This is a genomic window from Actinoplanes sp. CA-051413 (assembly GCF_050955795.1).
GTDB lineage: Bacteria > Actinomycetota > Actinomycetes > Mycobacteriales > Micromonosporaceae > Actinoplanes.
Genome location: NZ_CP192100.1, coordinates 1,389,001 through 1,408,260 on the forward strand (window position 1 = coordinate 1,389,001; position 19,260 = coordinate 1,408,260).

The 19,260-nt window shown below is 73.0% G+C and carries 15 protein-coding genes and 1 tRNA gene; 5 read left to right on the top strand and 11 right to left on the bottom strand.

Annotated elements, in window-relative coordinates; genetic code table 11:
• Nucleotides 1–55: 55 nt before the first annotated feature.
• The 5 genes from bcp to ACQP2Y_RS06630 all read right to left on the bottom strand — a co-directional run bounded on the left by bcp (nucleotide 56) and on the right by ACQP2Y_RS06630 (nucleotide 3,346).
• Nucleotides 56–526: a thioredoxin-dependent thiol peroxidase gene (gene bcp / locus ACQP2Y_RS06610; protein WP_360822339.1), complete on the bottom strand. Its 471-nt coding sequence runs from the start codon at nucleotides 524–526 to the stop codon at nucleotides 56–58.
• Entirely contained in the window at nucleotides 519–1,505 is a 987-nt protein-coding gene (locus tag ACQP2Y_RS06615) for a hypothetical protein (protein WP_433725520.1), read from the bottom strand. The genes bcp and ACQP2Y_RS06615 overlap by 8 nt, the downstream gene beginning before the upstream one ends.
• Entirely contained in the window at nucleotides 1,502–2,227 is a 726-nt protein-coding gene (locus ACQP2Y_RS06620; protein ID WP_433725522.1) for a DsbA family protein, read from the bottom strand. Before ACQP2Y_RS06620 ends, ACQP2Y_RS06615 begins: the two co-directional genes overlap by 4 nt.
• Nucleotides 2,224–2,715, bottom strand: coding sequence for a MauE/DoxX family redox-associated membrane protein (locus ACQP2Y_RS06625; RefSeq protein WP_360822345.1), 492 nt, complete (start codon nucleotides 2,713–2,715; stop codon nucleotides 2,224–2,226). Before ACQP2Y_RS06625 ends, ACQP2Y_RS06620 begins: the two co-directional genes overlap by 4 nt.
• 91 nt (nucleotides 2,716–2,806) lie before the next feature.
• Complete coding sequence (locus ACQP2Y_RS06630) at nucleotides 2,807–3,346, bottom strand: sigma-70 family RNA polymerase sigma factor (protein WP_433725524.1); 540 nt, start codon at nucleotides 3,344–3,346, stop codon at nucleotides 2,807–2,809.
• 234 nt (nucleotides 3,347–3,580) lie between these two features.
• Here ACQP2Y_RS06630 and ACQP2Y_RS06635 point away from each other — a divergent pair, with 234 nt between their 5' ends.
• Nucleotides 3,581–5,212 (top strand): copper resistance CopC/CopD family protein, encoded by a 1,632-nt coding sequence (locus ACQP2Y_RS06635; protein ID WP_433731789.1) that lies wholly within the window; start codon nucleotides 3,581–3,583, stop codon nucleotides 5,210–5,212.
• Between the two features lie 192 nt (nucleotides 5,213–5,404).
• On the opposite strand, the gene ACQP2Y_RS06640 is transcribed toward ACQP2Y_RS06635, so the two are convergent.
• Entirely contained in the window at nucleotides 5,405–6,115 is a 711-nt protein-coding gene (locus ACQP2Y_RS06640; RefSeq protein ID WP_433725526.1) for a hypothetical protein, read from the bottom strand.
• A gap of 2,117 nt (nucleotides 6,116–8,232) precedes the next feature.
• Complete coding sequence (locus tag ACQP2Y_RS06645; protein ID WP_433725528.1) at nucleotides 8,233–8,490, bottom strand: hypothetical protein; 258 nt, start codon at nucleotides 8,488–8,490, stop codon at nucleotides 8,233–8,235.
• 440 nt (nucleotides 8,491–8,930) lie between these two features.
• Between ACQP2Y_RS06645 and ACQP2Y_RS06650 the strand changes: the two genes are divergently transcribed.
• The 3 genes from ACQP2Y_RS06650 (at nucleotide 8,931) to ACQP2Y_RS06660 (ending at nucleotide 10,423) form a co-directional block, all read left to right on the top strand.
• Nucleotides 8,931–9,359 carry a pentapeptide repeat-containing protein gene (locus tag ACQP2Y_RS06650; protein WP_433731791.1) on the top strand — a complete coding sequence of 143 codons (429 nt, stop codon included), beginning with the start codon at nucleotides 8,931–8,933 and terminating at the stop codon, nucleotides 9,357–9,359.
• A gap of 336 nt (nucleotides 9,360–9,695) precedes the next feature.
• A complete protein-coding gene (orn, locus tag ACQP2Y_RS06655) occupies nucleotides 9,696–10,253 on the top strand; it encodes an oligoribonuclease (protein ID WP_433731793.1) in 558 nt (185 codons plus the stop codon).
• A 94-nt stretch (nucleotides 10,254–10,347) separates the two neighbouring features.
• Nucleotides 10,348–10,423, top strand: a tRNA-His gene (locus ACQP2Y_RS06660).
• A 139-nt stretch (nucleotides 10,424–10,562) separates the two neighbouring features.
• Here the strand turns inward: ACQP2Y_RS06660 and ACQP2Y_RS06665 are convergent.
• A complete protein-coding gene (locus ACQP2Y_RS06665) occupies nucleotides 10,563–11,447 on the bottom strand; it encodes an MHYT domain-containing protein (RefSeq protein WP_433725530.1) in 885 nt (294 codons plus the stop codon).
• Nucleotides 11,448–11,603: 156 nt separating this feature from the next.
• Complete coding sequence (locus ACQP2Y_RS06670) at nucleotides 11,604–14,813, bottom strand: BTAD domain-containing putative transcriptional regulator (protein WP_433725532.1); 3,210 nt, start codon at nucleotides 14,811–14,813, stop codon at nucleotides 11,604–11,606.
• Nucleotides 14,814–14,883: 70 nt separating this feature from the next.
• Here ACQP2Y_RS06670 and ACQP2Y_RS06675 point away from each other — a divergent pair, with 70 nt between their 5' ends.
• The gene (locus ACQP2Y_RS06675) at nucleotides 14,884–15,753 is read left to right on the top strand and encodes an alpha/beta fold hydrolase (RefSeq protein WP_433725534.1); all 870 of its coding nucleotides are present in this window, start codon (nucleotides 14,884–14,886) and stop codon (nucleotides 15,751–15,753) included.
• Here ACQP2Y_RS06675 and ACQP2Y_RS06680 read toward each other — a convergent pair.
• Both ACQP2Y_RS06680 and ACQP2Y_RS06685 read right to left on the bottom strand, forming a co-directional pair.
• Nucleotides 15,722–17,809: an NACHT domain-containing protein gene (locus ACQP2Y_RS06680; RefSeq protein WP_433731795.1), complete on the bottom strand. Its 2,088-nt coding sequence runs from the start codon at nucleotides 17,807–17,809 to the stop codon at nucleotides 15,722–15,724. The genes ACQP2Y_RS06675 and ACQP2Y_RS06680 overlap by 32 nt on opposite strands.
• Nucleotides 17,810–17,868: 59 nt before the next feature.
• The gene (locus tag ACQP2Y_RS06685; protein ID WP_433725536.1) at nucleotides 17,869–19,260 is read right to left on the bottom strand and encodes an NAD(P)/FAD-dependent oxidoreductase; all 1,392 of its coding nucleotides are present in this window, start codon (nucleotides 19,258–19,260) and stop codon (nucleotides 17,869–17,871) included.

Sequence of the window (19,260 nt, forward strand, 5' to 3'; positions counted from 1 at the left end):
AGGTGCCGCTCTAATCGGCACCGGCCCTCAGCATCCGCGAAGTTTGCCGCAGAAGTCAGTCGATACCGAGATCCCGGCGCAGCTTGGCGACGTGCCCGGTGGCCTTGACGTTGTAGAAGGCGTGCTCGATGGCGCCGTCCTCGTTGATGACGAAGGTGGAGCGGATGACACCGGTCACCGTCTTGCCGTACATCTGCTTCTCGCCGAAGGCGCCGTACGCGGTCAGCACGCTCTTGTCCTGGTCGCTGACCAGCGGGAAGGTGATCGCGTCGCGCTCGCGGAACTTGGCCAGTTTGGCCGGGACGTCCGGTGAGATGCCGACGACCTCGTAGCCGGCCGCCTGCAGCGAGCCCAGCGAGTCGCGGAAGTCGCAGGCCTGGGTGGTGCAGCCGGGGGTCATCGCCGCCGGGTACACGTACAGGATGACCTTGCGGCCGCGGAGGTCCTTCAGTGTCAGGGTGTCGCCGTTGTCGGTGGGCAGGGTGAACTCGGGGGCCGGGTCTCCCGGGGTGAGGCGCTCAGTCATGGTCCGAAGATAGCGGGGCGGCCCGCAGCCGGAGCACGCCCGTCGCCGCCATCGCCACGCCGGCCCCGATCGCGACCAGCACGGCGGCCCGGGCGGTCCAGGACGGGCCGGGGAACGCGACGACTGCCTGGCGGAAGACTCCCGCGTCGGCGAAGCCGCCGAAGACGGTCAGCAGCGCGCCGGCCAGGGCCAGCAGGAACGGCGTACGGCCGCGCAGGGTCAGCACGCCCGCGGCCACCGTGACCAGCGCCGCCACGATCGCCGGGGTCTGGCCGCCCGCGCCGAGGCTCATGCGCGTCACGGCGTACCCCAGGGTGATCGTGCCCGCGATCAGCGCGACCGGTCCCGGCAGCCAAGCGTGGCGCCGGCCCAGGGCCGTCAGGCCGGCGGCCAGGGCGAGCGCGCCGACCCACCACAGCCAGGCCGGGGGCGGCGGCTCCCAGGTCAGAGTGCCGCGGACCTCGATCGTGCGCACGCCGTCGCGCAGCGGCACCACCCAGTCGTTGATCCTGTGGCTGCGGGACGGGTCGGCCTGCGCCTGCGGCGGCAGTTCGTCGTCGAGCCAGCGGGTGCGCTGGTCGTGCCAGCGCACGGTGGTGCCGGTGGAGACGCGGCGCCACTGCGGGGCCGCGGTGGGGGAGGCGCCGGCGGGCACCGGGGTGTCGCCGTCGAGGGTCCGGTTCGTGTACGTGGCCGGCGAGTTCACGTTCTCGTACGTGCCGTCGGGCCGCACCTCCAGGTAGGGCTCCTCCTGGTAACCGAGCACCTCGACCGTACGCCCGGTGCCGTTGACCAGCTCCAGCCGCGCGCCGGCCTCCACGACCCGGACGCTCAGTCCCGGCTCGGCCGGGCTGAGCCCGGTCACCTCCGTGCGGTACGCGGTCGCGTCCGGGCCCTCACCGCCGTGGGCGGAGGCCGGGCCGGCCGGCACGAGCAACGCACCGGCCAGCACGGCGACGAACAGGGTGGTACGCCTCACGCGCCGGCCGCCCCCACCGCGGCGATCAGGGCCTGTGCCGTGGGCGACTCGAGGGCCTTGCCGCCGACCATGACGGTCGGTGTGCTGTTGACCCCGCGGGCGGCCGCGGTGTCGGTCACCTTGGTGGCCCACGCCTTGTACGTGCCCTTGTCGATGGCGTCGGCGAACGCGGCGTCGGTGAGGCCGACGGACTTGCCCAGCTCGATCAGCTTGGCGTCGTCGAGGCCGGCGCTGCCCTCCGCGGGCTGGTTGGCGAACAGCACCTTGTGGTACTCGGCGAACTTGCCGCCCTGCGCCGCGGCGGCCGAGGCGGCGGCGGCACGGGTCGAATACTCGGTGCTGGAGGCGCGGTCCAGGATCGCGATCGGGTGGTACTGCACGGTCACCTTGTTCGCGGCGACGAGCTGGTCGATCGTGCTCGCCGCGCCGGCCTCGAACTGGCCGCAGGCGGGACAGATGAAGTCCTCGTAGATGTCGATCTTCACCGGGCCGGTGCCGACCGCGAAGGCCGTACCCTCGTCGACCGCCACGCTCGGCGTGGTCAGGCCGGCCGTCTTGTCGCTCTCCTGGTTCGCCGCCACGCCCCAGCCGATCAGGCCGACGACGACCAGCAGGACCACGACGCCGAGGCTGGTCCAGAGGGTGACCCGGCGCCGGCGTTCCTTGGCCAGCTGCTCCTGGACGACCCGCTTGGCCTTGGCCTTGTCTCGGTTGCCGCTCACTGTTCCCCCATCAGGACACCATCGATCGAGTAGCGGGTCCGCGGTCGCCACAGCAGGATCCCGGCGAGCAGCAGGAAACCGGCGTCCCGGACGAGATCCCACGTGTACTGCGGGGTCTGCCCCGCGCCCAGCTCCCCGCCCGTGCTGAAGCAGCCGCAGTCGATCTGCAGGCCGCGCGCCCAGGCGGAGATGATGCCGGCGATGAAGATCACCAGCAGGCCGGCGGAGATGCCGGCGCTGAGCCGCACCGCGAGCCCGGCCAGCAGCAGCAGGCCGAGGGCGATCTCCAGGAACGGCTGGGCCGCCCCGATGACCTTCGCCACCTCGTACGGGAAGAGGTCGTAGGCGTTCACCGCCCGGCCCGACGCGGCCAGGTCACCGACCTTGAGCCCGCCGGCGACCAGCCACACCGCGGCCAGGCCCAGACGGGCGGCCGTGGAGATCCACAGCCAGCCGTTCGTCGTACGGGCGGACTGCCCGATCTCCATGCTCACGCCCCCTTAGTCGGCGCTCGCCGCCGCCTGGTTCCGTCCTACCGCCTGGGGGTTTGCTGGGTGATGGGCCGAAAGTCCCTGATGATCAGCTGGCCTGGGCGGCGGTGACCGCGGCGACCAACTCCTCGCGGGCCCGGGCGACCCGGGAGCGGATGGTGCCCACCGGGACCTCCTCGACCTCCGCGGCCTCGGCGTAGGACATGCCGAGCACCTGGGTGAGCACGAACGCGGTGCGACGTTCCTCACCGAGCCGGCTCAGCAGGTCGGCGGCGCCGAGCCGGTGCGCGGGATCCGGCTGCCGCGGCACGTCGGCCCAGGCCTGCGCGGCCAGCCGGGCGTCGAGCCGGCGCCGGCGCACCACGGCCCGCAGGTGGTCGGCGCAGGTGCGCCGGGCGATGCCGAGCAGCCAGGTGCGGACCATGGCCCGGCCCTCGAAGCCGGGCAGCGCCTTGAAGGCGCGCAGGTAGGTCTCCTGGGTGAGATCGTCGGCGGCGCCGGGATCCACCAGCGCGGCGGTGAACCGCCACACCTCCGCCTGGGTGCCGCGCACGAGCGCGGCCTGCGCGTCCGCGTCGCCGCTCCGGGCGGCGAGGGCGAGGGCGGTGAGGGGGTCGGCCGCTGTCACAACCGGAGATGGTACGCCGGAGGAAAATGTCAGAGGTTCCGGGAACTATCGACCCCGTGCCGACGACAACCTCCTGTCCTCACGTTTCCGCCCGCCGCGGGCCTGTGCCGCGACCTTGGTGCGGGGGCCGCCGAGCCATCGGGGAGCATTGCCCGCATGACCGTTGATCGACCCGGCGCAATCGAACGACTCCGGCGACCCCCGGCAGGGCTCGCGTTGGCGCGTTTCCGGCGAATGCTCGCCGCGGCGGCCGGGCTGCTGATCGGGTTGTTCTGTGTGCTCCTCGGGCCCACAGCGCCGGCCAGCGCGCACGCCGCGCTGGTGGGCAGCGACCCGGCGAACGGCACGATCGTGCCCGACGCGCCCAACAAGGTCACGCTCAGCTTCAGTGAGTCCGTGCAGCTGGTCTCCGGCAAGATCCAGGTGCTGTCCCCGGACGGCAGCCGCGCCGACCAGGGCGAACCGCAGGCCGCGGGCGGCACGGTCACCGTCCCGCTGCGCGCGGGCGGCGGCCGGGGCACCTACCTGGTGAGCTACCGGGTCGTCTCGGCGGACAGCCACCCCGTCGCGGGCAGTCTGACCTTCTCGGTCGGCGCCGCCTCCACCCCGCCGACGGAGTCCGCGGCCGCCGAGTCGGTCGACCCGGTGGTGCGGGCCCTGATCCCGGTGGGCAAATACCTGGGGTACGCCGGCCTGGTGCTGCTCGTCGGCCCGGTGCTGGTGCTGGCCCTGCTGTGGCCGCACCGGCTGTCCCGGCAGGGCGCGTCCCGGCTGGTCTGGACCGGTGTCGGCCTGGTCCTCGGCAGCACGGTGCTGGCCCTGTGGCTGCAAGCGCCGTACACGACGGGCAGCGGGTTGTTCGGGGTCTCCGGTGACGACCTGCAGGACGTGCTGGGCAGCACGTTCGGCGCGGTCATGCTGGTCCGGCTCGGGGTGATCGTGGCGGCCGGCTTCCTGCTGCGCCCGCTGCTGCGCGGTGAGGGCGGCGAGTCGAAGGCCGACCTGGCCCTGCTCGGCGTCCTGGGCGTGGCGGCGCTGGCCACCTGGCCGCTGACCGGGCACCCGACGGCGTCCCCGGTGGCCGGGGTGTCCGTGGTCGTCGACGCGATCCACCTGGCCGCGATGTCGGTCTGGCTGGGCGGGCTGGTCATGCTGGTCGGCTTCCTGCTGCGCCGGGCCAACGAGCGTGAGCTGGGCGCGATCCTGCCGATCTGGTCCCGCTGGGCGGCGACCGCGGTGGCCGCGCTGATCATCGCGGGCTCGGTGCAGGCGCTGATCGAGGTCGCCTCGTTCAAGGGGCTCTTCGGCAGCACGTACGGGCGGCTGATCCTGGTCAAGATCGGGCTGGCCGTGGTGGTGATCGGCATGGCGGCGGTCTCGCGGCGGCTGGTCCGCAGCCGGACTGCCGAGACCGGGCCGGGGCGCCTGCGCAAGATCGTGATGGCCGAGCTGGCGGTCACCGCGGTGGTGCTGGGAGTCACCGCGGCGCTGGTTCAGATCCCGCCGCCGCGGACGGCCAGCGCGGCGGAGAGCGCCTCCACGTCGACGACCATCTCGCAGACGATCACCGACAAATCGGTGTCGTTGCAGGTGGACGTGTTCCCGGCGACCGTGGGCAACAATTCGCTGCACCTGTACGCGTACACGCCGGACAACAAGCCGCTGCCGGTGGTCGAGTGGACCGCCACGGCGGCGCTGCCGGCCAAGGGGATCGAGCCGATCGAGGTGCCGCTGCTGCGGATCACCGACTTCCACGCGATCGGGGACATCGCGCTGCCGGCCGCGGGGGACTGGACGTTGAAGTTCACCGTACGCACGAGCGACATCGACCAGTCCACCCTGACGATGACCGCCAAGATCTCCTGACGCCCGCTCTTCCCGATGGCCCGGTCCGCACCCGCGGACCGGGCCATTGTCATACCTCTCGGGGCCTAAGTAACTGTTTATCCAATTTGGTGTTATTTCGGTCTGTATGGTCTGCGCAGTACCACCGAGAAGGGGGAGATCGAGATGCGGGTGTTCCGCACGATCCTCGGCATGCTGTTGCTGACAGCCGGACTACCGACGCTGCTGGTGGGGTCCGCATTCTGGGCCGCCATGCAGCACCGCGACCCGGGCGGCGCCTTCACCGGCGACCTGCAGCGCGTGGCCACATCCGGGTACGCCCTGGTCGTCGACGACTTCGACGGGCTGCTCCGCAAGGACGCCCCGTTCGTCCGGCTCGGCGACACCCGCCTGCGCCTGACGGCCGAGTCCAGCGGCGCACCGGCGTTCCTGGGCATCGCCCCGGCCGCGGCGGTCGACCGCTACCTGGCCGACGTCCCGCACATCGCGGTCTCCTCGATCGACCTGGGCACCGGCGCGCTGCCGGTGACCGGCAAACTGCGCCCGGGCACCATCGCCCCGGAACAGCTGCCGGGCCGGCAGGGCTTCTGGCTGAAAGCGGGCACGGGCACCCTCGACTGGAACCCCAGCGAGCTGCGCGACACCCGCTACAGCCTGGTGGTGATGAACCCGGCAGCCCAGCCCGGCGTACGCCTGGAGAGCTCGGCGAGCATCCTGCCCGGCTGGCTGAACCAGGCCACGTGGGCCCTGCTGATCCTGGGCAGCCTCCTGGTGATGATCGGCATGATCGTCCTGGGCTGGCCGTCCCGCCGCCGCGAAGTTGTCTACGTGGTCGAACCGAGCCAGGTCCCGGACCTGATGCAGGCGATCGGCGCGCCCCTGCCCCTGAGCCGTACGGGCGGCGGCCGGCACGCGGGCACCCACCGCCCCCGCACCCTGGCAGACTCGCAGCCGCGATCCCGCCCACCGATGACCTGGCCGCCGTCCTCGTCCTCGCGGCCGTCCTCCGGTCGCGGCGCGGCGATCCCGATGCCGGCCGCCGCGACGATGACGTCGCCGGCTCCCGCCCAGGTCGGCGCGTCGGTCTCCGGCGGTTCTCCGGCAGCCCGTCCCGCCGCCGAAATGGTCGAGACCGCCGCGTCCGTCGAGTCGACACCGGCTCCCGGCGAGCCGCTCGACCTCATCGCGAACCGTCCGGCACCGGGCTCGGCGGCGGACCCGTCGCCGCTGAACGACCCGCTGTTCGGCCGCGGAACCGACCGCCAGGGCCGGCGCCGCACAACGACCCCGCAGCCGACCAACCTCCCGATCTTCGAGGCGTCGGCGGTGGGTGCGTGGGTGGCGGAGACGGCGGCGGCCCGGGCTCGGGAGACCGAGGTACGGGCGGCGGCGGCGATCAACGCGGCCCGTAAGCCGACGGCTACGTCGGAGAGCTTGAACACCCCGCAGGGGGTTGTGAAGCCGACCGAGACGTCGCCTTCGGTCGAGCAGGCGGCTGCTGCCTCGCCGGAATCGGCCGGTGCTGCGGTGTCCCAAGCGGCTGTGGCCAGCAGCGCTGCGCTGCGGGCTACTGCTGCGGGTGCTGCGGCTGTTCGGGCTGCTGCTGCGACTTCGGAGGAATCCCCGGCGAAGGCGGCGGTCGGCTCGTCCGAAGCTGCCGCGTCTCCGGCAGCTGGCGGATCCTCCTCGGCTACAGGGTCTCGGGCAGCTGGTGGGTCTTCCCCGGCTGCCGTTTCCCCGGCTGCCGGCGGTCCTTCGTCGGACGCTGCGTCTCGGGCTGCCGGCGGTCCCTCCGCGGGCACTGCCTCTCTGGCGGCTAGTGATTCTCGCGCCGCTGCCGGCCCTCAGGCTGCTGGTGGATCTTCCTCGGCTGCCGCTTCTCCGGCGGCTGGCGCCTCGTCCGCGGCTGCCGCGCCTAAGCCGGCTGGCACCCCTTCGGAGGCTGCCGCTTCCAAGGCGGCTACCGGTTCGTCCGGGTCGTCTCGGAAGGCTGTTGGTTCTTCCCCGGCTGCCGGATCCCAGGTGGCCGGTGCTTCGCCCGCAGCTGCCGCTTCTCGGGCGGCTGGTGGCTCGCCCGCAGCTGCCGCGTCTCAGGCGGCTGGTGGCTCGCCCGCAGCCGCGGCGTCCCAGACGGCGGCTGGGGTGTCCTCGACCACCGGGCCTCGGGTGGCTGGCTCTTCATCTGAAGCTCCGGCGGCCAAGGCGGCTGAGGGTTCGCCCCAGGCTGCTGATTCCGCTGCAGCGGCCGCGTCCAAGGGCGTTGCCGACACGGCGGGCCCGCGTGCTGCTTCGCGCGAGCCCGAGATCGCGGCGACGGACGTCGGCGCCGATGCGGTACCGCCGGCCAAGGCTGCGCGGCCGGCGGATGCCACGCCGCGGAACGCCCTGTTCGGCGGCTCTTCGTCGCCGGGATGGGCGGCCACGGGCCTGACCCGCGCGGACTCCGGACGGGTCGGCCTGACCCGGAACCAGCCCAAGAGCGCTGACCAGGCAGCGACCGCTTCGCGCCGCCCCGAGGACAAGCCCGCCGCCGACCGGCCGGCCGCCTCGGGTGACGGCTCGGCCGCGGCAACGGCTCCGGGCGCCACCAGCCCGGTCGCCAAGGCATCAGCTCCGGACAAGAGCAGCCCGGCGGCGAACGCCCGGACCGCGCCGACGACACCGCGCCCTGCTGTCCCGGCATCGCCGGCGAAGCCGGCAGGACCCGTTTCCACGCCGGCCAAGCCCGGTCGACCGGCGGCCGAGCAAGTCCAGCCCGGGGGCGCGGCGAAGGCCGCCCAGCCCGAGCCGGCAACGGCGGCAGGCAAGTCGATCCGGCCCGAAGCCCCGGCTACCCGGCCCGGCACTCAGGCTCCGGCCCAGCCCGCGGCATCGGGTGCGAACCCGGTCGCGCCGGGCGGAACGACGACCCCGACCCAGCCGACCGGCTCGGCCCGGACGTCGTCGGCCACTACGCCGCAGCCGCACCACGTCGCGCCCACGGCATCCGGCGGAGCTTCGGGGCAGACGAGTCCGGGATCTCAGCCGGTCGCAGCGCAGGCTCAGGCGCAGCCGGGGCCGGGGGGCACCGCGCCGACCCCGACCAGGCCGGTACCGACTCCGGTCCCGCCGACTACTCCCACGAGCCCGCGCCCGTCGGTGCCTGGCCCGTCCCGGCCGGCCGATCCGGACCGCGAGCCGGTGCCGTCCAGCTCGGGCAGCACCACCACTACGGTTCGACCCTCGGCCTCCTCCGCGACCACGGACCAGGCGTCCGCCGGCCGCACGCCGCCGACCTGGCCCGCCACGAGGCAGAACACGCCGAGCAGCCCGGCCCCGCGAACCGAGCCGACTGTGGCTCAGACTGCGCGGACCGAGGCGACGAAACCAGCGACGGCGCGGTCGGAGCCGATGCAGGCGGAGCGGAGCCGGGCCGAGGCGACCCAAGCGGAGACGACTGCGGTGGAGACGGTCAAGGCGGGGAAGTCCGATCCGCACATCACCGAGCAGCGCACTCGCCCGACCGGCGCACAGGCGCAGCCGAACACCGTCACCCGCCCGGCTGACGCCCGCCCGACGGATGCTCGTCCGGCTGACGCACGCCCGGCCGACAGCCGCCCAGCGGATGCCAGCCTGGCTGACACCCGCCCGACCGACAGTCGTCCGGCGGATGCTCGCCTGGCTGACACCCGCCCGGCTGACGCCCGCCCGGCGGATGCTCGTCCGGCTGACGCACGTCCGGCTGACGCACGCCCTGCCGATGGCACGGAAGCGACCGATAAGGCCAAGTCGACCGGGGTTGACGCTGACAAGGCCGGAGCGCACCAGGCCGACGCGGACAAGGCCGAGCGGGACAAGGCTGAGCGGGAAAAGGTCGACCGGGACAAGGTTGACCGGGACAAGGCTGAGGCGGGCAAGGCTGAGGCGGGCAAGGCTGAGGTCGGCCAGGGCGAGGCGGACAAGGGCGACAAGGGCAAGCGCAAGCCGGACGGTTCGCTTTCGCGGCTGGCGGCGTACAAGGCCGAGGTTGCGGAGTTGCTCGGGGGTGACTCGGCCGCTCGGCGGCGGCGGAAGAATGTCACTGCTTCCGGGCTTCCCGCGCCTGATCCGGCCACCCAGGAGCCGCCGATCAAGGTCACCCGGCCGCCGCGTAAGGGTGGCTCGCGTTCGAAGGACTGACCGGGCGTAAGCCGGGGCGGCCGTGACCCTTGAAGGGTTGCGGCCGCCCAGTGGGTCGGTGCACAACTTCAGATATCCGAAAAGGGCCCTCCGCGCTGCCGACGCGGAGGGCCCTTTTACCGGGGGAACGGAGTAACCGAAGGGGGGCTTCGTCCGTTAAGCACACTTTAACCCCTGGACGGCAGAACTGGGTAGTCCTGGGGCTAATACGGACAATCCAGGGTGAACGTGCCCGGTGCGGGTGTGGTGTCCCCGGCGGGTGGGTACGGCGGACGCGGCGACACGGTTTCCGCCCGGCGCGTAGGCTGAGCGGGTGGCGGATCTTCTGGTGTGGATCGACTGTGAGATGACGGGTCTCGACCTGGGCAAAGATGCCCTGATCGAGGTGGCCGCGTTGGTGACCGGTCCCGATCTCGACGTTCTCGGCGACGGCATCGACCTCGTCATCCATGCCGACGACGCGGCCCTGGACGCGATGCCGGAGGTCGTGCGCGACATGCACGCCAAGTCCGGCCTCACCGACGAGGTGCGCCGTTCCACGGTCACCATGGCGGAGGCCGAAGAGGCCGTCCTCGCGTACATCAAGCAGTTTGTGCCCAATCCCCGCTCGGCGCCGCTGTGTGGCAATTCCATCGCCACCGACCGGGGTTTCCTGGCCCGCGACATGCCGGCGCTGGACGACTTCCTGCACTACCGCATGATCGACGTCTCCTCGATCAAGGAGCTGGCCCGCCGCTGGTACCCGCGGGTGTACTTCGGCCAGCCGCAGAAGGGCTTGGCGCACCGGGCCCTGGCCGACATCCGCGAGAGCATCCGCGAGCTCGAGTACTACCGCCGCACGGTGTTCGTGCCGCTGCCGGGCCCGGACGTCGACCAGGCCCGGGCGATCGCGGCGGAGCTGTGAGCCACGCCGAGCGGTAACCCGGTCGACGACTCGGTGGGTGCTGCCGCTATGCTTGTCCGGCACGCGCCGCGGGGTTCCGCGGCAAGGCGGCATGGTGGTCGTAGCTCAGCTGGTAGAGCACCGGGTTGTGGTCCCGGGGGTCGCGGGTTCAAGTCCCGTCGGTCACCCCAGAGCAGTCAGGTCGGAAGGGTCAGTCGCGTGATGCGGCTGGCCCTTCCGCCGTTTGGCGTGAGCGGGGACGCTCGGCAGGCTGAAATGCGCGACGGGCGCCGATCAGCAAATGATCGACGCCCGCGGGAAACGCAGCGGCTACTGGCCCGCGCGATCCCGGAAAGTCCAAGCAGCCCCACCCGTCGGCATCCGCCGCCCGTTGGGTCCCTGCTGCGGCGCCGGCTCGTACAGGTCGTCGTCGTTCTCGCGCTCCAGCCGCGCGGCCAGGTACGCGGCCGCCGCCCGGTCTTCCTCGGTCGGCGCCGCCATCAGGGCGTACACCAGGCCCAGGACGCCGAAGATGACCGTCAGGCCGATCGGGATGAGCAGCGTGCTCGCGTTCGCCCCCGTCACCGACGCGCCGGTCGCCGCGGGGTCCGGATGGACCGACATCGCGGACATGCCCGTGAAGTGCATGCCGTTGACCGCGATCCCCATGACCAGTGCCGACGCCAGGATCGCCAGGGGGCGCTGGACCGTCATGGCCAGCCACAGCGCCACGGTCGCCGCCACCACCGCGATCGCTACCGCCGCCACGACGCGGCTGGTCATGTAGTCGATGGTGCCGTCGAGGTGCATCGCGTACATGCCGGTGAAGTGCATTGCTGCCACGCCCAGGCCGGCGAAGAGGCCGCCGATGATCAGGCGGGCGCCCTGGACCTTTGTGCCGCGGGCGGCGATCGACAGGCCGATGGCGACGGCACCGATGGCGATCAGGGCGCTCAGGGCGGTCACCGGTACGTCGTACCGGATCGGCATGCCCACCACGCTGAAGCCCAGCATCGCCACGAAGTGCATGGTCCAGATGCCGGTGCCGCCGATCGCGACCGCCGCGAGGGTGAGCCACCAGGCGCGCCAGCCGGCGCTCGGCGCCGTGCGCAGCCGGACAGCGCACACCAGCCCGAGCAATGAGCCCAGCACGGACAGCGTGTAGCTGAACGTCGGCGTCAGCCAGCCGTGCTCGAAGTGGTGGATCTGCGCCATGCCTGGTCACTCCCTTGATCGACCTACCGATGCATCCTCCCTGGCTTATTCGCGTTCGGCATCGCGATGAAGGGCGCCCGGGCCGGAAATCGACGTTGGTAGGGGGCATTCCTGACTGTTCGGAGGCCCGGGGTGACCGTCGACCGGAACGATCGGTCAGGATGGACGAGGGGGTTGTTGCCCCAGGTAATCGGTGACTGGACCGAGGGTGATCACGCCGCTGCCGGCTCCGGCGAGTTCTCCGGCGGCTGGGCGGAGTTCCGCGCGGACCCGGGCGAGCGTGTCCTGATCGTCGAGGACCTGGGCGGCGACGGCCACCAGACACAGTCGCGCTTCCCACAACAGGTCGTGCGGCGACTCGGGGACCGCGCGCAGAACAGCCGCCGCCCGCTCCCGACCACCGCCGGCGAGCAGCACCAAGGGCCGAGCCCAAGGCTCGTACGGGCCGAAGTCACCCTCCGGCGCACCGTCCAGATCCAGGCTGAGCAGCGCCAGCGCAAGCAGCCCGTCCGCCATCCCCGGCATGCCGCTGCCGTTCAACCTGGCCTGAGCCGCCCGGTACGCGACCGCCGCCTCGCCGGTCCGGCCGTCCAGAGCCAGCCGCAGCGCGCGATACCACTGGGTCAGCACCCCGACGAGCGGCAGGTCGTAACGTTCGGCGAGCTGGTCGGCCGCCTGCGCGTGGGCATCGGCGACAGCAGGCTCACCGAGCGCGCTGTGTGCCTGGACCAGGATGAGATGCCCGAGGACCTCGAACGTGACCAGCTCGTGCCGGGCGGCTACCGCGACCAGTTCAGCGCCGATGCCGGCCCGCTCCCCAGCCAGCCCGGTCCGGCCGAACGTGTGCATGAACCGCGCGTTGAGCGCGAACGCCAGCAGCCCCGGATCCCCGGTCCGCCGGGCGATGGCCTCGGCCTCCCGCGCCGCCCGTTCCCCGCGGTCGGTGGTGGTGCCGCGCAGCTCCAGCGCGATCGTGCTGAGCAGCCGGCTGCGCTGCTCCGGCCGGTCCGGGCCGAGGGCGGCCAGGGTGCGTTCGGCCAGCTCGACGATCTGCGCGGAGAGCCGGTCGTCGTCGTTGCGGGTCCAGACCGCCGGCACGTCGAAGGCGGCGAGGACGCTCGCGGCCAGGTCCGGATCGTCGACCTGCCGGACGGCGGCGACGGCCTCGGCCCGGTGCCGGCGCGCCTCATCCAGATGCCCCGTCACGGCCAAGGCCCGCCCCAACCCCATAACAGCCGCCAACCGCCCCCGGCCGTCAGCCATCCGCCCCGGACCGCCGTCAGCGGGCCGGGCGGGGCCGCCGTCCGCCTGCGCACTGCGGTCATACGCATCCAAGGCCTGCCGCCACAACCGAACCGCCTCATGCGGCCGAGAACCACGTTCCGCCAGCTCAGCCGCCACCCCGCTGTAGTGCGCAGCTCGCGCCGCAGTGCCCAGCGTCCCCGCACGGGCAAAGTGATGGGCAAGCGCAGCGACGTCCGAAGGATGCAGCCGTTCCAACACCGCACCCGCAGCGGCATGCCAATGAGCGCGACGCAACGCGGACAGGTCCCCATAAACCGTGTCCCGAACCAGCACATGAGTGAACCTGAGCTGCCCACCAGGCCCGTCCTCAGCGAGCAGACCAGCCCGCAGACCGGCGTCGAGGCCATCCAAAGCGTCGTCGGCCAGCCCGGGGAGCGCAGCCAGCACATCCGCGTCAACGTCACGGCCGAGCACCGAAGCCTGCCGCAACACGGTCTGCGCCGGCTCAGGCAGCCGAGCAAGGCGGTGCCGGATGACGTCGCGAACCCCAGCCGGCACCTGCTCCAGGGCCGCTTCACCCTCGGCGACGACCAGCCGCGCCAGCTCGCGCACAAAGAACGGATTACCGCCGCTCCGGCGATGGATCAACCGCGCAGCCGGCGCGTCCAGGCCGGCCCCCACGACGGTACGGGCCAGCGCCGCCGTCCCCACCTCGTCAAGCCCGCTCAGATACACCCGCACCGGCTCAGTACGAGCGAACCGGGCCAACGCCGCCGTCAGCTCCGCCGTGATCTCGGTCGCCCGGAACGTCCCCACCACGAGCACCGGCATCGGCTCCACCGCCAGCGCGGCGACCAGGTCCAGGGTCGCCTCATCCGCCAAATGCAGGTCGTCGGCGACCAGCAGCACCGGACCGTGCTCCGCGGGTGCGGTCAGCTGGGCCACCGCAGCCTGCCGCCGCCGGAGCCGGGCCACAGCGGGATCCCCGGCCGGCTCCGGCACGTCGAGCGTGCCCGGCCAGGTCACCGGCGCGCCCTCGTAGTCGGGGCTGCGTCCCCAGGTGGCCGTCCAGCCGAGCTTGGCCAGCCGGTGGGTCAGGGCCTCGGCCAGGGCGGTCTTGCCGGCACCGGCCTCGCCGGAGATCAGCGCGAGCCCGGACCGGCCCCGCGCGGCGACGCCCTCGGCCGCCCGCATCAGCTCGGCCAGCTCGTCCTCACGACCTACGAGCGCCGGTTCAGGCGAGCGACGCGACGCGACGGGCTCGGGCGACGCGACGGGCTCGCGCGACGCGACGGGCTCGCGCGACGCGACGGGCTCGCGCGACGCGACGGGTTCAGGCGGCGCGGCGGGCTCGGGCGGGCTCAGGTGCGGCGCCTGGGCCAGGATGTCGGTCTCGAGTTTGCGCAGGCGCGGGCCAGGATCCACGCCCAGGTCGGTCGCCAGCGTCGCACGGATCCGGCGGAGGGCGGCCAGCGCCTCGCCCTGGCGTCCGGCCCGGTAGAGGGCGGTGGCCAACAGCTGCCAGACGTCCTCGCGTAACGGCTGGGCGGTGGCGTGGGCCTGCAGGTCCGAGGCGGCGTCGGCGGGCCGGCCCAGGGCGAGCAGGGCCTCGGCGCGGCGTTCGGTCGCCAGCATGCGGAGCTCGTCGAGGCGGTCGGTCTCGGCGCGGGCCCAGTGCTGGTCGGCGTACTCCGCGTACGCGGGTCCTTGCCAGAGCGCGAGCGCCGCGTCCAGCTCGGCCAGCGCCCGGGCCGCGTCCCCGGCGGCGAGCAGATCGCCCGACGCGAGCACCGCCGCCTCGAACCGCCAGGCGTCCACCGCGTCCGGGGCCGCCGTCAGCGCGTACCCCGGCGGTGCCGTGACCAGCAGCCGGGCCGGCTGCCGCGGTGGGCGGTCGGGCTCCAGGGCCCGGCGCAGATCCGACACGAAGGTGCGCAGCGCCGGGACCGCCCCCGGCGGGGGCTGCTCCCACAGGTCGTCGACCAGCAGGTCGACCGGCACGACCCGGCCGCGCGCGATCAGCAGGCGGGCCAGCACGGCCCGGTGCCGGCGACCCTTCAGCGGTACGGGGCCCAGCGCGGTGCTCGCCCGCACGGGTCCGAGCACGCCGAAGGCCACCATGACCCCATCTAAGCAGCGCGTTGATCCGCTGCTCATCCACTGCTGATCCCGCCCGGGCAGCCTGGCCGGCATGAACCCTTCGATCACCGGATTCGACTACCAACGGGTCACCGTCGCCGAGGACGTGGCGCTCAACGTCGCGGTCGGCGGCTCGGGCAGCCCGATCGTGCTGCTGCACGGCTTCCCGCAGACCCACCTGATGTGGCGGCACGTCGCCGCCGACCTCGCCGCCGACCACACCGTCATCTGTCCCGACCTGCGTGGCTACGGCGCGAGCGACAAGCCCGCCGGCGACGCGTACGCGAAGCGGACCATGGCCGCCGACATCGTGGCGCTGGCCCGCGCGCTGGGCCACGACCGTTTCGCCCTGGCCGGGCACGACCGTGGCGCGCTGGTCGCCATCCGGGCCGGGCTGGACCACCCGGAAGCGGTCACCCACCTCGCCTCGCTGGACGTGCTCCCGACGCTGGACATGTGGGACGTCATGCACGGCGTCAGCGCCGCGGTGGGCTTCCACCTGTACCTGATGGCGCAGCCGCCCGGGCTGCCCGAGGAGCTGATCGGTGCCGCCCCGGACGCCTTCTTCGGCCACTTCCTCGACATCTGGACCCAGGACCCGCAGGCGATTCCGGCCGAGGTGCGCGCCGCGTACCTGCGGGCCTGCCGCGAGGCGGTCCCGTCGATCGTTGCCGACTACCGCGCCTCGGCCGGCATCGACGTGGAGCACGACCGCGCCGACCGGGCGGCGGGCAGGCAGCTGCGGATGCCGGTCACGGTGCTGCAGCAGGACTGGGGTGCGGCGCTGGGCTTCGACGCGGCGGGCATCTGGCGGGCCTGGGCGCCGGACCTGGAGCACCGTACGGTCTCGTGCGGCCACTACATGGCGGAGGAGGCCCCGGCCGAGGTGGTCAAGGCGTTGCGCGGTCTGCTGAGCCGGTAGCGGAACGGGCGGCCAGGTGGTCCTGCAGCAGGTTGTGGCGGAACTGGTGGACGCCGCCGGCCTGCCGCAGGACCCCACGGTCGTGCGCCTCACCGAGAAAGCCCATCAGCCGCAGGGGAGCCCGTCCGCAGAGGAACAGCACCGCACGGACGACACAGAACTGACCCCAGGCGCTGGAGATCACCACGGCGACCGGCAGGAAAAGCCAGAGGACGCCGAAGAACAGGGCGTCGAGCACCGGCTCACCGCTCGACGCCCCCAGGGTGGACCAGACGGTGGCGGCGAGCAGGAGGCTGGTCGCCAGGGCCACGAAAGCGGAATTGCGGTCGTCGGCCAGCAGCGCGGCAGGACTCAGACCGCGTTGATCGTTGCCGCCCGCGTGGATGCTTCCGGACACCAGGGGTGTGCACAGCCCGGCGGTCAGGGTGCCCAGGATTCCCGCCACGGGCTCCCCGGCGAGGACGGCCACCAGGCCGATCGGGCAGGCGATGAAGAGCCATGCGGCGCGGCCCAGGGTGACCTGGATGCGCCGGGGAGCGCGCGGACTCTCGAACACCCGGCGGATCAGACCCGTGGTGAGGGCGACGGCGAGCCCGGCGTTGAGCCCGCCCCACAGCCAGCCCAGGTGGGGGTACAGCGCCTGCAGGTCCACCATGCCGACGATGCCGAAGATGCAGAGGGTCAGGCCGGCGAGAATGGCAACACCGGTGGCGAGGACTGTCATGGCCTCCACGGCTGGGCCGGGGGGAACCTCGTTCAGCTGCCACCAGGCCAGGTCGTAGGTCTGCTCGCGGCCCAGGTGGCGGGCGAGCGTGGTGAGGCGGCGCCGGGCCCGGTCGGCCTCGGCGACGGTACGGCCCGGACGACCGCCGACCGCCGCCGTGTACGCCGCCGGGACCAGCTGTTGCAGCAGGTGCTTCTCGATGCCGGCCCGCGATGTCGCCCAGCCGGCGGTGACGAGCTCGCCGGGATCGCTGTCGCGGTGCTGGTAGACCACGCGAGCGAGCCAGATCATCAGCGGCGTGGACAGGGTCTGCGCCAGCGGCGAGTCGTCACCGGCGGCCAGCCGGGCCAGCACCGGGTTCCATCGGGGGATCGGCTGGTCGGTGCCGTCCGTCAGGTAGCGGGCCGCGTCGTCGGGGGTCATCGGTTGCAGTTCGACGACCGGCGTACGGGCCAGCGGCGTCGAGTCGTGCACCGCCCGCTCGTACGCCCTGGTCCGGCTGGTCAGCACGAACCTGGCGCCGGATCCGGCGGCCGCGGAGATCGCGGTCAGCGCGCGGCTGTGGTGGCTCGGGCCGATCTCGTCGAGGCCGTCCAGGATCGGCAGGATCATGCCGCGGGCCACCAGTTCGCGGGCCAGCGTGCGCCGGGTGCCGCCGGGGGCCTCCACCGCCGTGGACAGCAGCCGGTGGTCGGTGGCCAGCCGGGCGGCGATCCACTCGTCCAGCGGCTGCGCCGGGTCCCAGCCCGCCACCGGCAGCAGCACCGGCACCGGATCGTGCTCGCCGCGGCGGTGCAGCAGTTGCAGCGTCAGGTGCAGCACCAGCATGGACTTGCCGGCCCCGGGCTCGCCGAGCACGACCAGGCGGCGGGGCGAGTCCGGGTGGTCGAAGACGTCGGCGATCCGGTCATAGGTGCCTTCGAGCGGAAGCTCGCCGGCGTCCGGTGCGCCCCGGACCGCTGCCCAGCTGGCCATGACCAGCCGGGCCCGGCGGCTCACCTGCCATCGCACGCGCAGCGGCCACGGGTCCTGGATCTGACGCGCGACTTCCTCAGCCGTCCACTGCTCGATCTGGGCACGGGCCAGCACGGCCTGGGCGGCCGCGAGCCGTTCCGGCGTCACCGTTCCGGTCGGGCCGGTGTCCTGCAGCCACAGCCAGCGCAGCGCTGTCACCAGCACGGCGGCGGCCGCGGTACCGCCGAAGATGATGCTCGACCACTGGTCGGCGTGCTGGCGGCCCTCCTCGGTGAGGAACCAGGACAGCGCCGCCGCGGCGGAAACGGCGATGATCAAAAGGACGAAGAACCACACCCGGGGACGTTTCCACCACATCGGCACCCCGACATGATGGCCAAGAGGCTCGCGCGGGCGTACCGGCCGTACGGCCAGTCTCAGGAGTCGAAGCCGAGGCCGACCTTGTCCAAAGTGCGCAGCCACACGTTACGGCGACCCTCGTGGGCGTCGGCCCGGGCGATCGACCAGCGGGTCAGCTCGATCACCCCGGACCGCACCGGTTCCGGCGGGAACGGCACCGGCTTGCGGCGCACCATCTTCAGCCGGGTCAGCTCCGTCCGCTCGCCGGTGAGCAGGTCCAGCATCACGTTGGCGCCGAAGCGGGTGGCTCCCACGCCCAGCCCGGTGTAGCCCACCGCGTACGCGAGCCGGCCGCTGTGCGCCGTACCGAAGAACCCGCTGAACCGGCTGCACGTGTCGATGACGCCGCCCCACTTGTGCGTGAAACGCACGCCGTCGAGCTGGGGGAAGGTCTGCGCGAAATGCTCGGCCAGCACCGCGAAGGTGGCCTCGCGCTGGTCGCGTTCCGGGCTGATCCGCCCGCCCCGGTAATAGATCGCGTCGTAGCCGCCCCACAGGATCCGGTTGTCCGCGGTGAGCCGGTAGTAGTGGAACTGGTTGCCCGCGTCGCCCACGCCTTGGCGCTGCTGCCAGCCCACCGAGGCGAGTTGCGCGGCGGTCAGCGGTTCGGTCATCAGCACGTAGTCGTAGATCGGGACGACGTAGTGGTGCAGGCGGCGCAGCAGGTTGCCGTGCGCCCCGGTGGCCAGTGCGATCTTCGCCGCGTCCAGCCGGCCCCGCCAGGTGTGCAGGCTGAGCCCGGCGCGGGTGGTGCTGATCCGCTCGACCGGGGAGTTCTCGTAGATCCGGACGCCCAGCTCCAGGCAGGCCCGGCGCAGTCCCCAGACCAGACGGGCCGGGTCGACCATCGCGCAGCCGGTGCGGTCCCAGACCCCGCCGAGGTAGGTGGGGGAGTTGACCTCGGCGCGGACCTGGTCGCAGTCCAGCAGCGTGACGTCCAGCCCGCGGGCGGTCGCCTCGGCGTGGTACGCGGCCAGCTCCCGTACCTGCCAGTCCGCGGTCGCCACGTTGAGCTCCCCGGTACGGGCGAAGTCGCACTCGATCCCGTACCGGTGGACGGTCTGCTCGATGCCGTCCAGGTTCGCCCGGCCGAGCCGCTCGAGGGTGTCCATCTCGTCGGGGAAACGGCTCAGTCCGTTGTCGAAGCCGTGGGTGAGGCTGGCCGCGCAGAACCCGCCGTTGCGCCCGGAGGCCGCCCAGCCCGCCGTACCGGCCTCGATCACCACGACGTCGCGGCCGGGGTCGCGTTCCTTGGCCAGCAGCGCCGTCCACAGCCCGCTGTAGCCGGCGCCGACCACCGCCAGGTCCGCCGCGCCGATCCCGTCCAGCGGGTCGGCGGCCGGCGGCGCGCCCGCCTGCCCGAGCCAGTACGGCTCCGGCACTGCGTCGGCGAGCGCGCGCGCCACCAT

What these genes read in the sequence shown, in the direction of transcription:
- bcp (WP_360822339.1), bottom strand. Translation starts at nt 526, where the DNA reads ATGACTGAGCGCCTCACCCCGGGAGACCCGGCCCCCGAGTTCACCCTG.
- ACQP2Y_RS06625 (WP_360822345.1), bottom strand. Translation starts at nt 2,715, where the DNA reads ATGGAGATCGGGCAGTCCGCCCGTACGACGAACGGCTGGCTGTGGATC.
- ACQP2Y_RS06635 (WP_433731789.1), top strand. Translation starts at nt 3,581, where the DNA reads ATGCTCGCCGCGGCGGCCGGGCTGCTGATCGGGTTGTTCTGTGTGCTC.
- ACQP2Y_RS06650 (WP_433731791.1), top strand. Translation starts at nt 8,931, where the DNA reads ATGGCACGGAAGCGACCGATAAGGCCAAGTCGACCGGGGTTGACGCTG.
- orn (WP_433731793.1), top strand. Translation starts at nt 9,696, where the DNA reads ATGACGGGTCTCGACCTGGGCAAAGATGCCCTGATCGAGGTGGCCGCG.
- ACQP2Y_RS06665 (WP_433725530.1), bottom strand. Translation starts at nt 11,447, where the DNA reads ATGGCGCAGATCCACCACTTCGAGCACGGCTGGCTGACGCCGACGTTC.
- ACQP2Y_RS06670 (WP_433725532.1), bottom strand. Translation starts at nt 14,813, where the DNA reads ATGGTGGCCTTCGGCGTGCTCGGACCCGTGCGGGCGAGCACCGCGCTG.
- ACQP2Y_RS06675 (WP_433725534.1), top strand. Translation starts at nt 14,884, where the DNA reads ATGAACCCTTCGATCACCGGATTCGACTACCAACGGGTCACCGTCGCC.
- ACQP2Y_RS06680 (WP_433731795.1), bottom strand. Translation starts at nt 17,809, where the DNA reads ATGTGGTGGAAACGTCCCCGGGTGTGGTTCTTCGTCCTTTTGATCATC.
- ACQP2Y_RS06685 (WP_433725536.1), bottom strand. Translation starts at nt 19,260, where the DNA reads ATGGTGGCGCGCGCGCTCGCCGACGCAGTGCCGGAGCCGTACTGGCTC.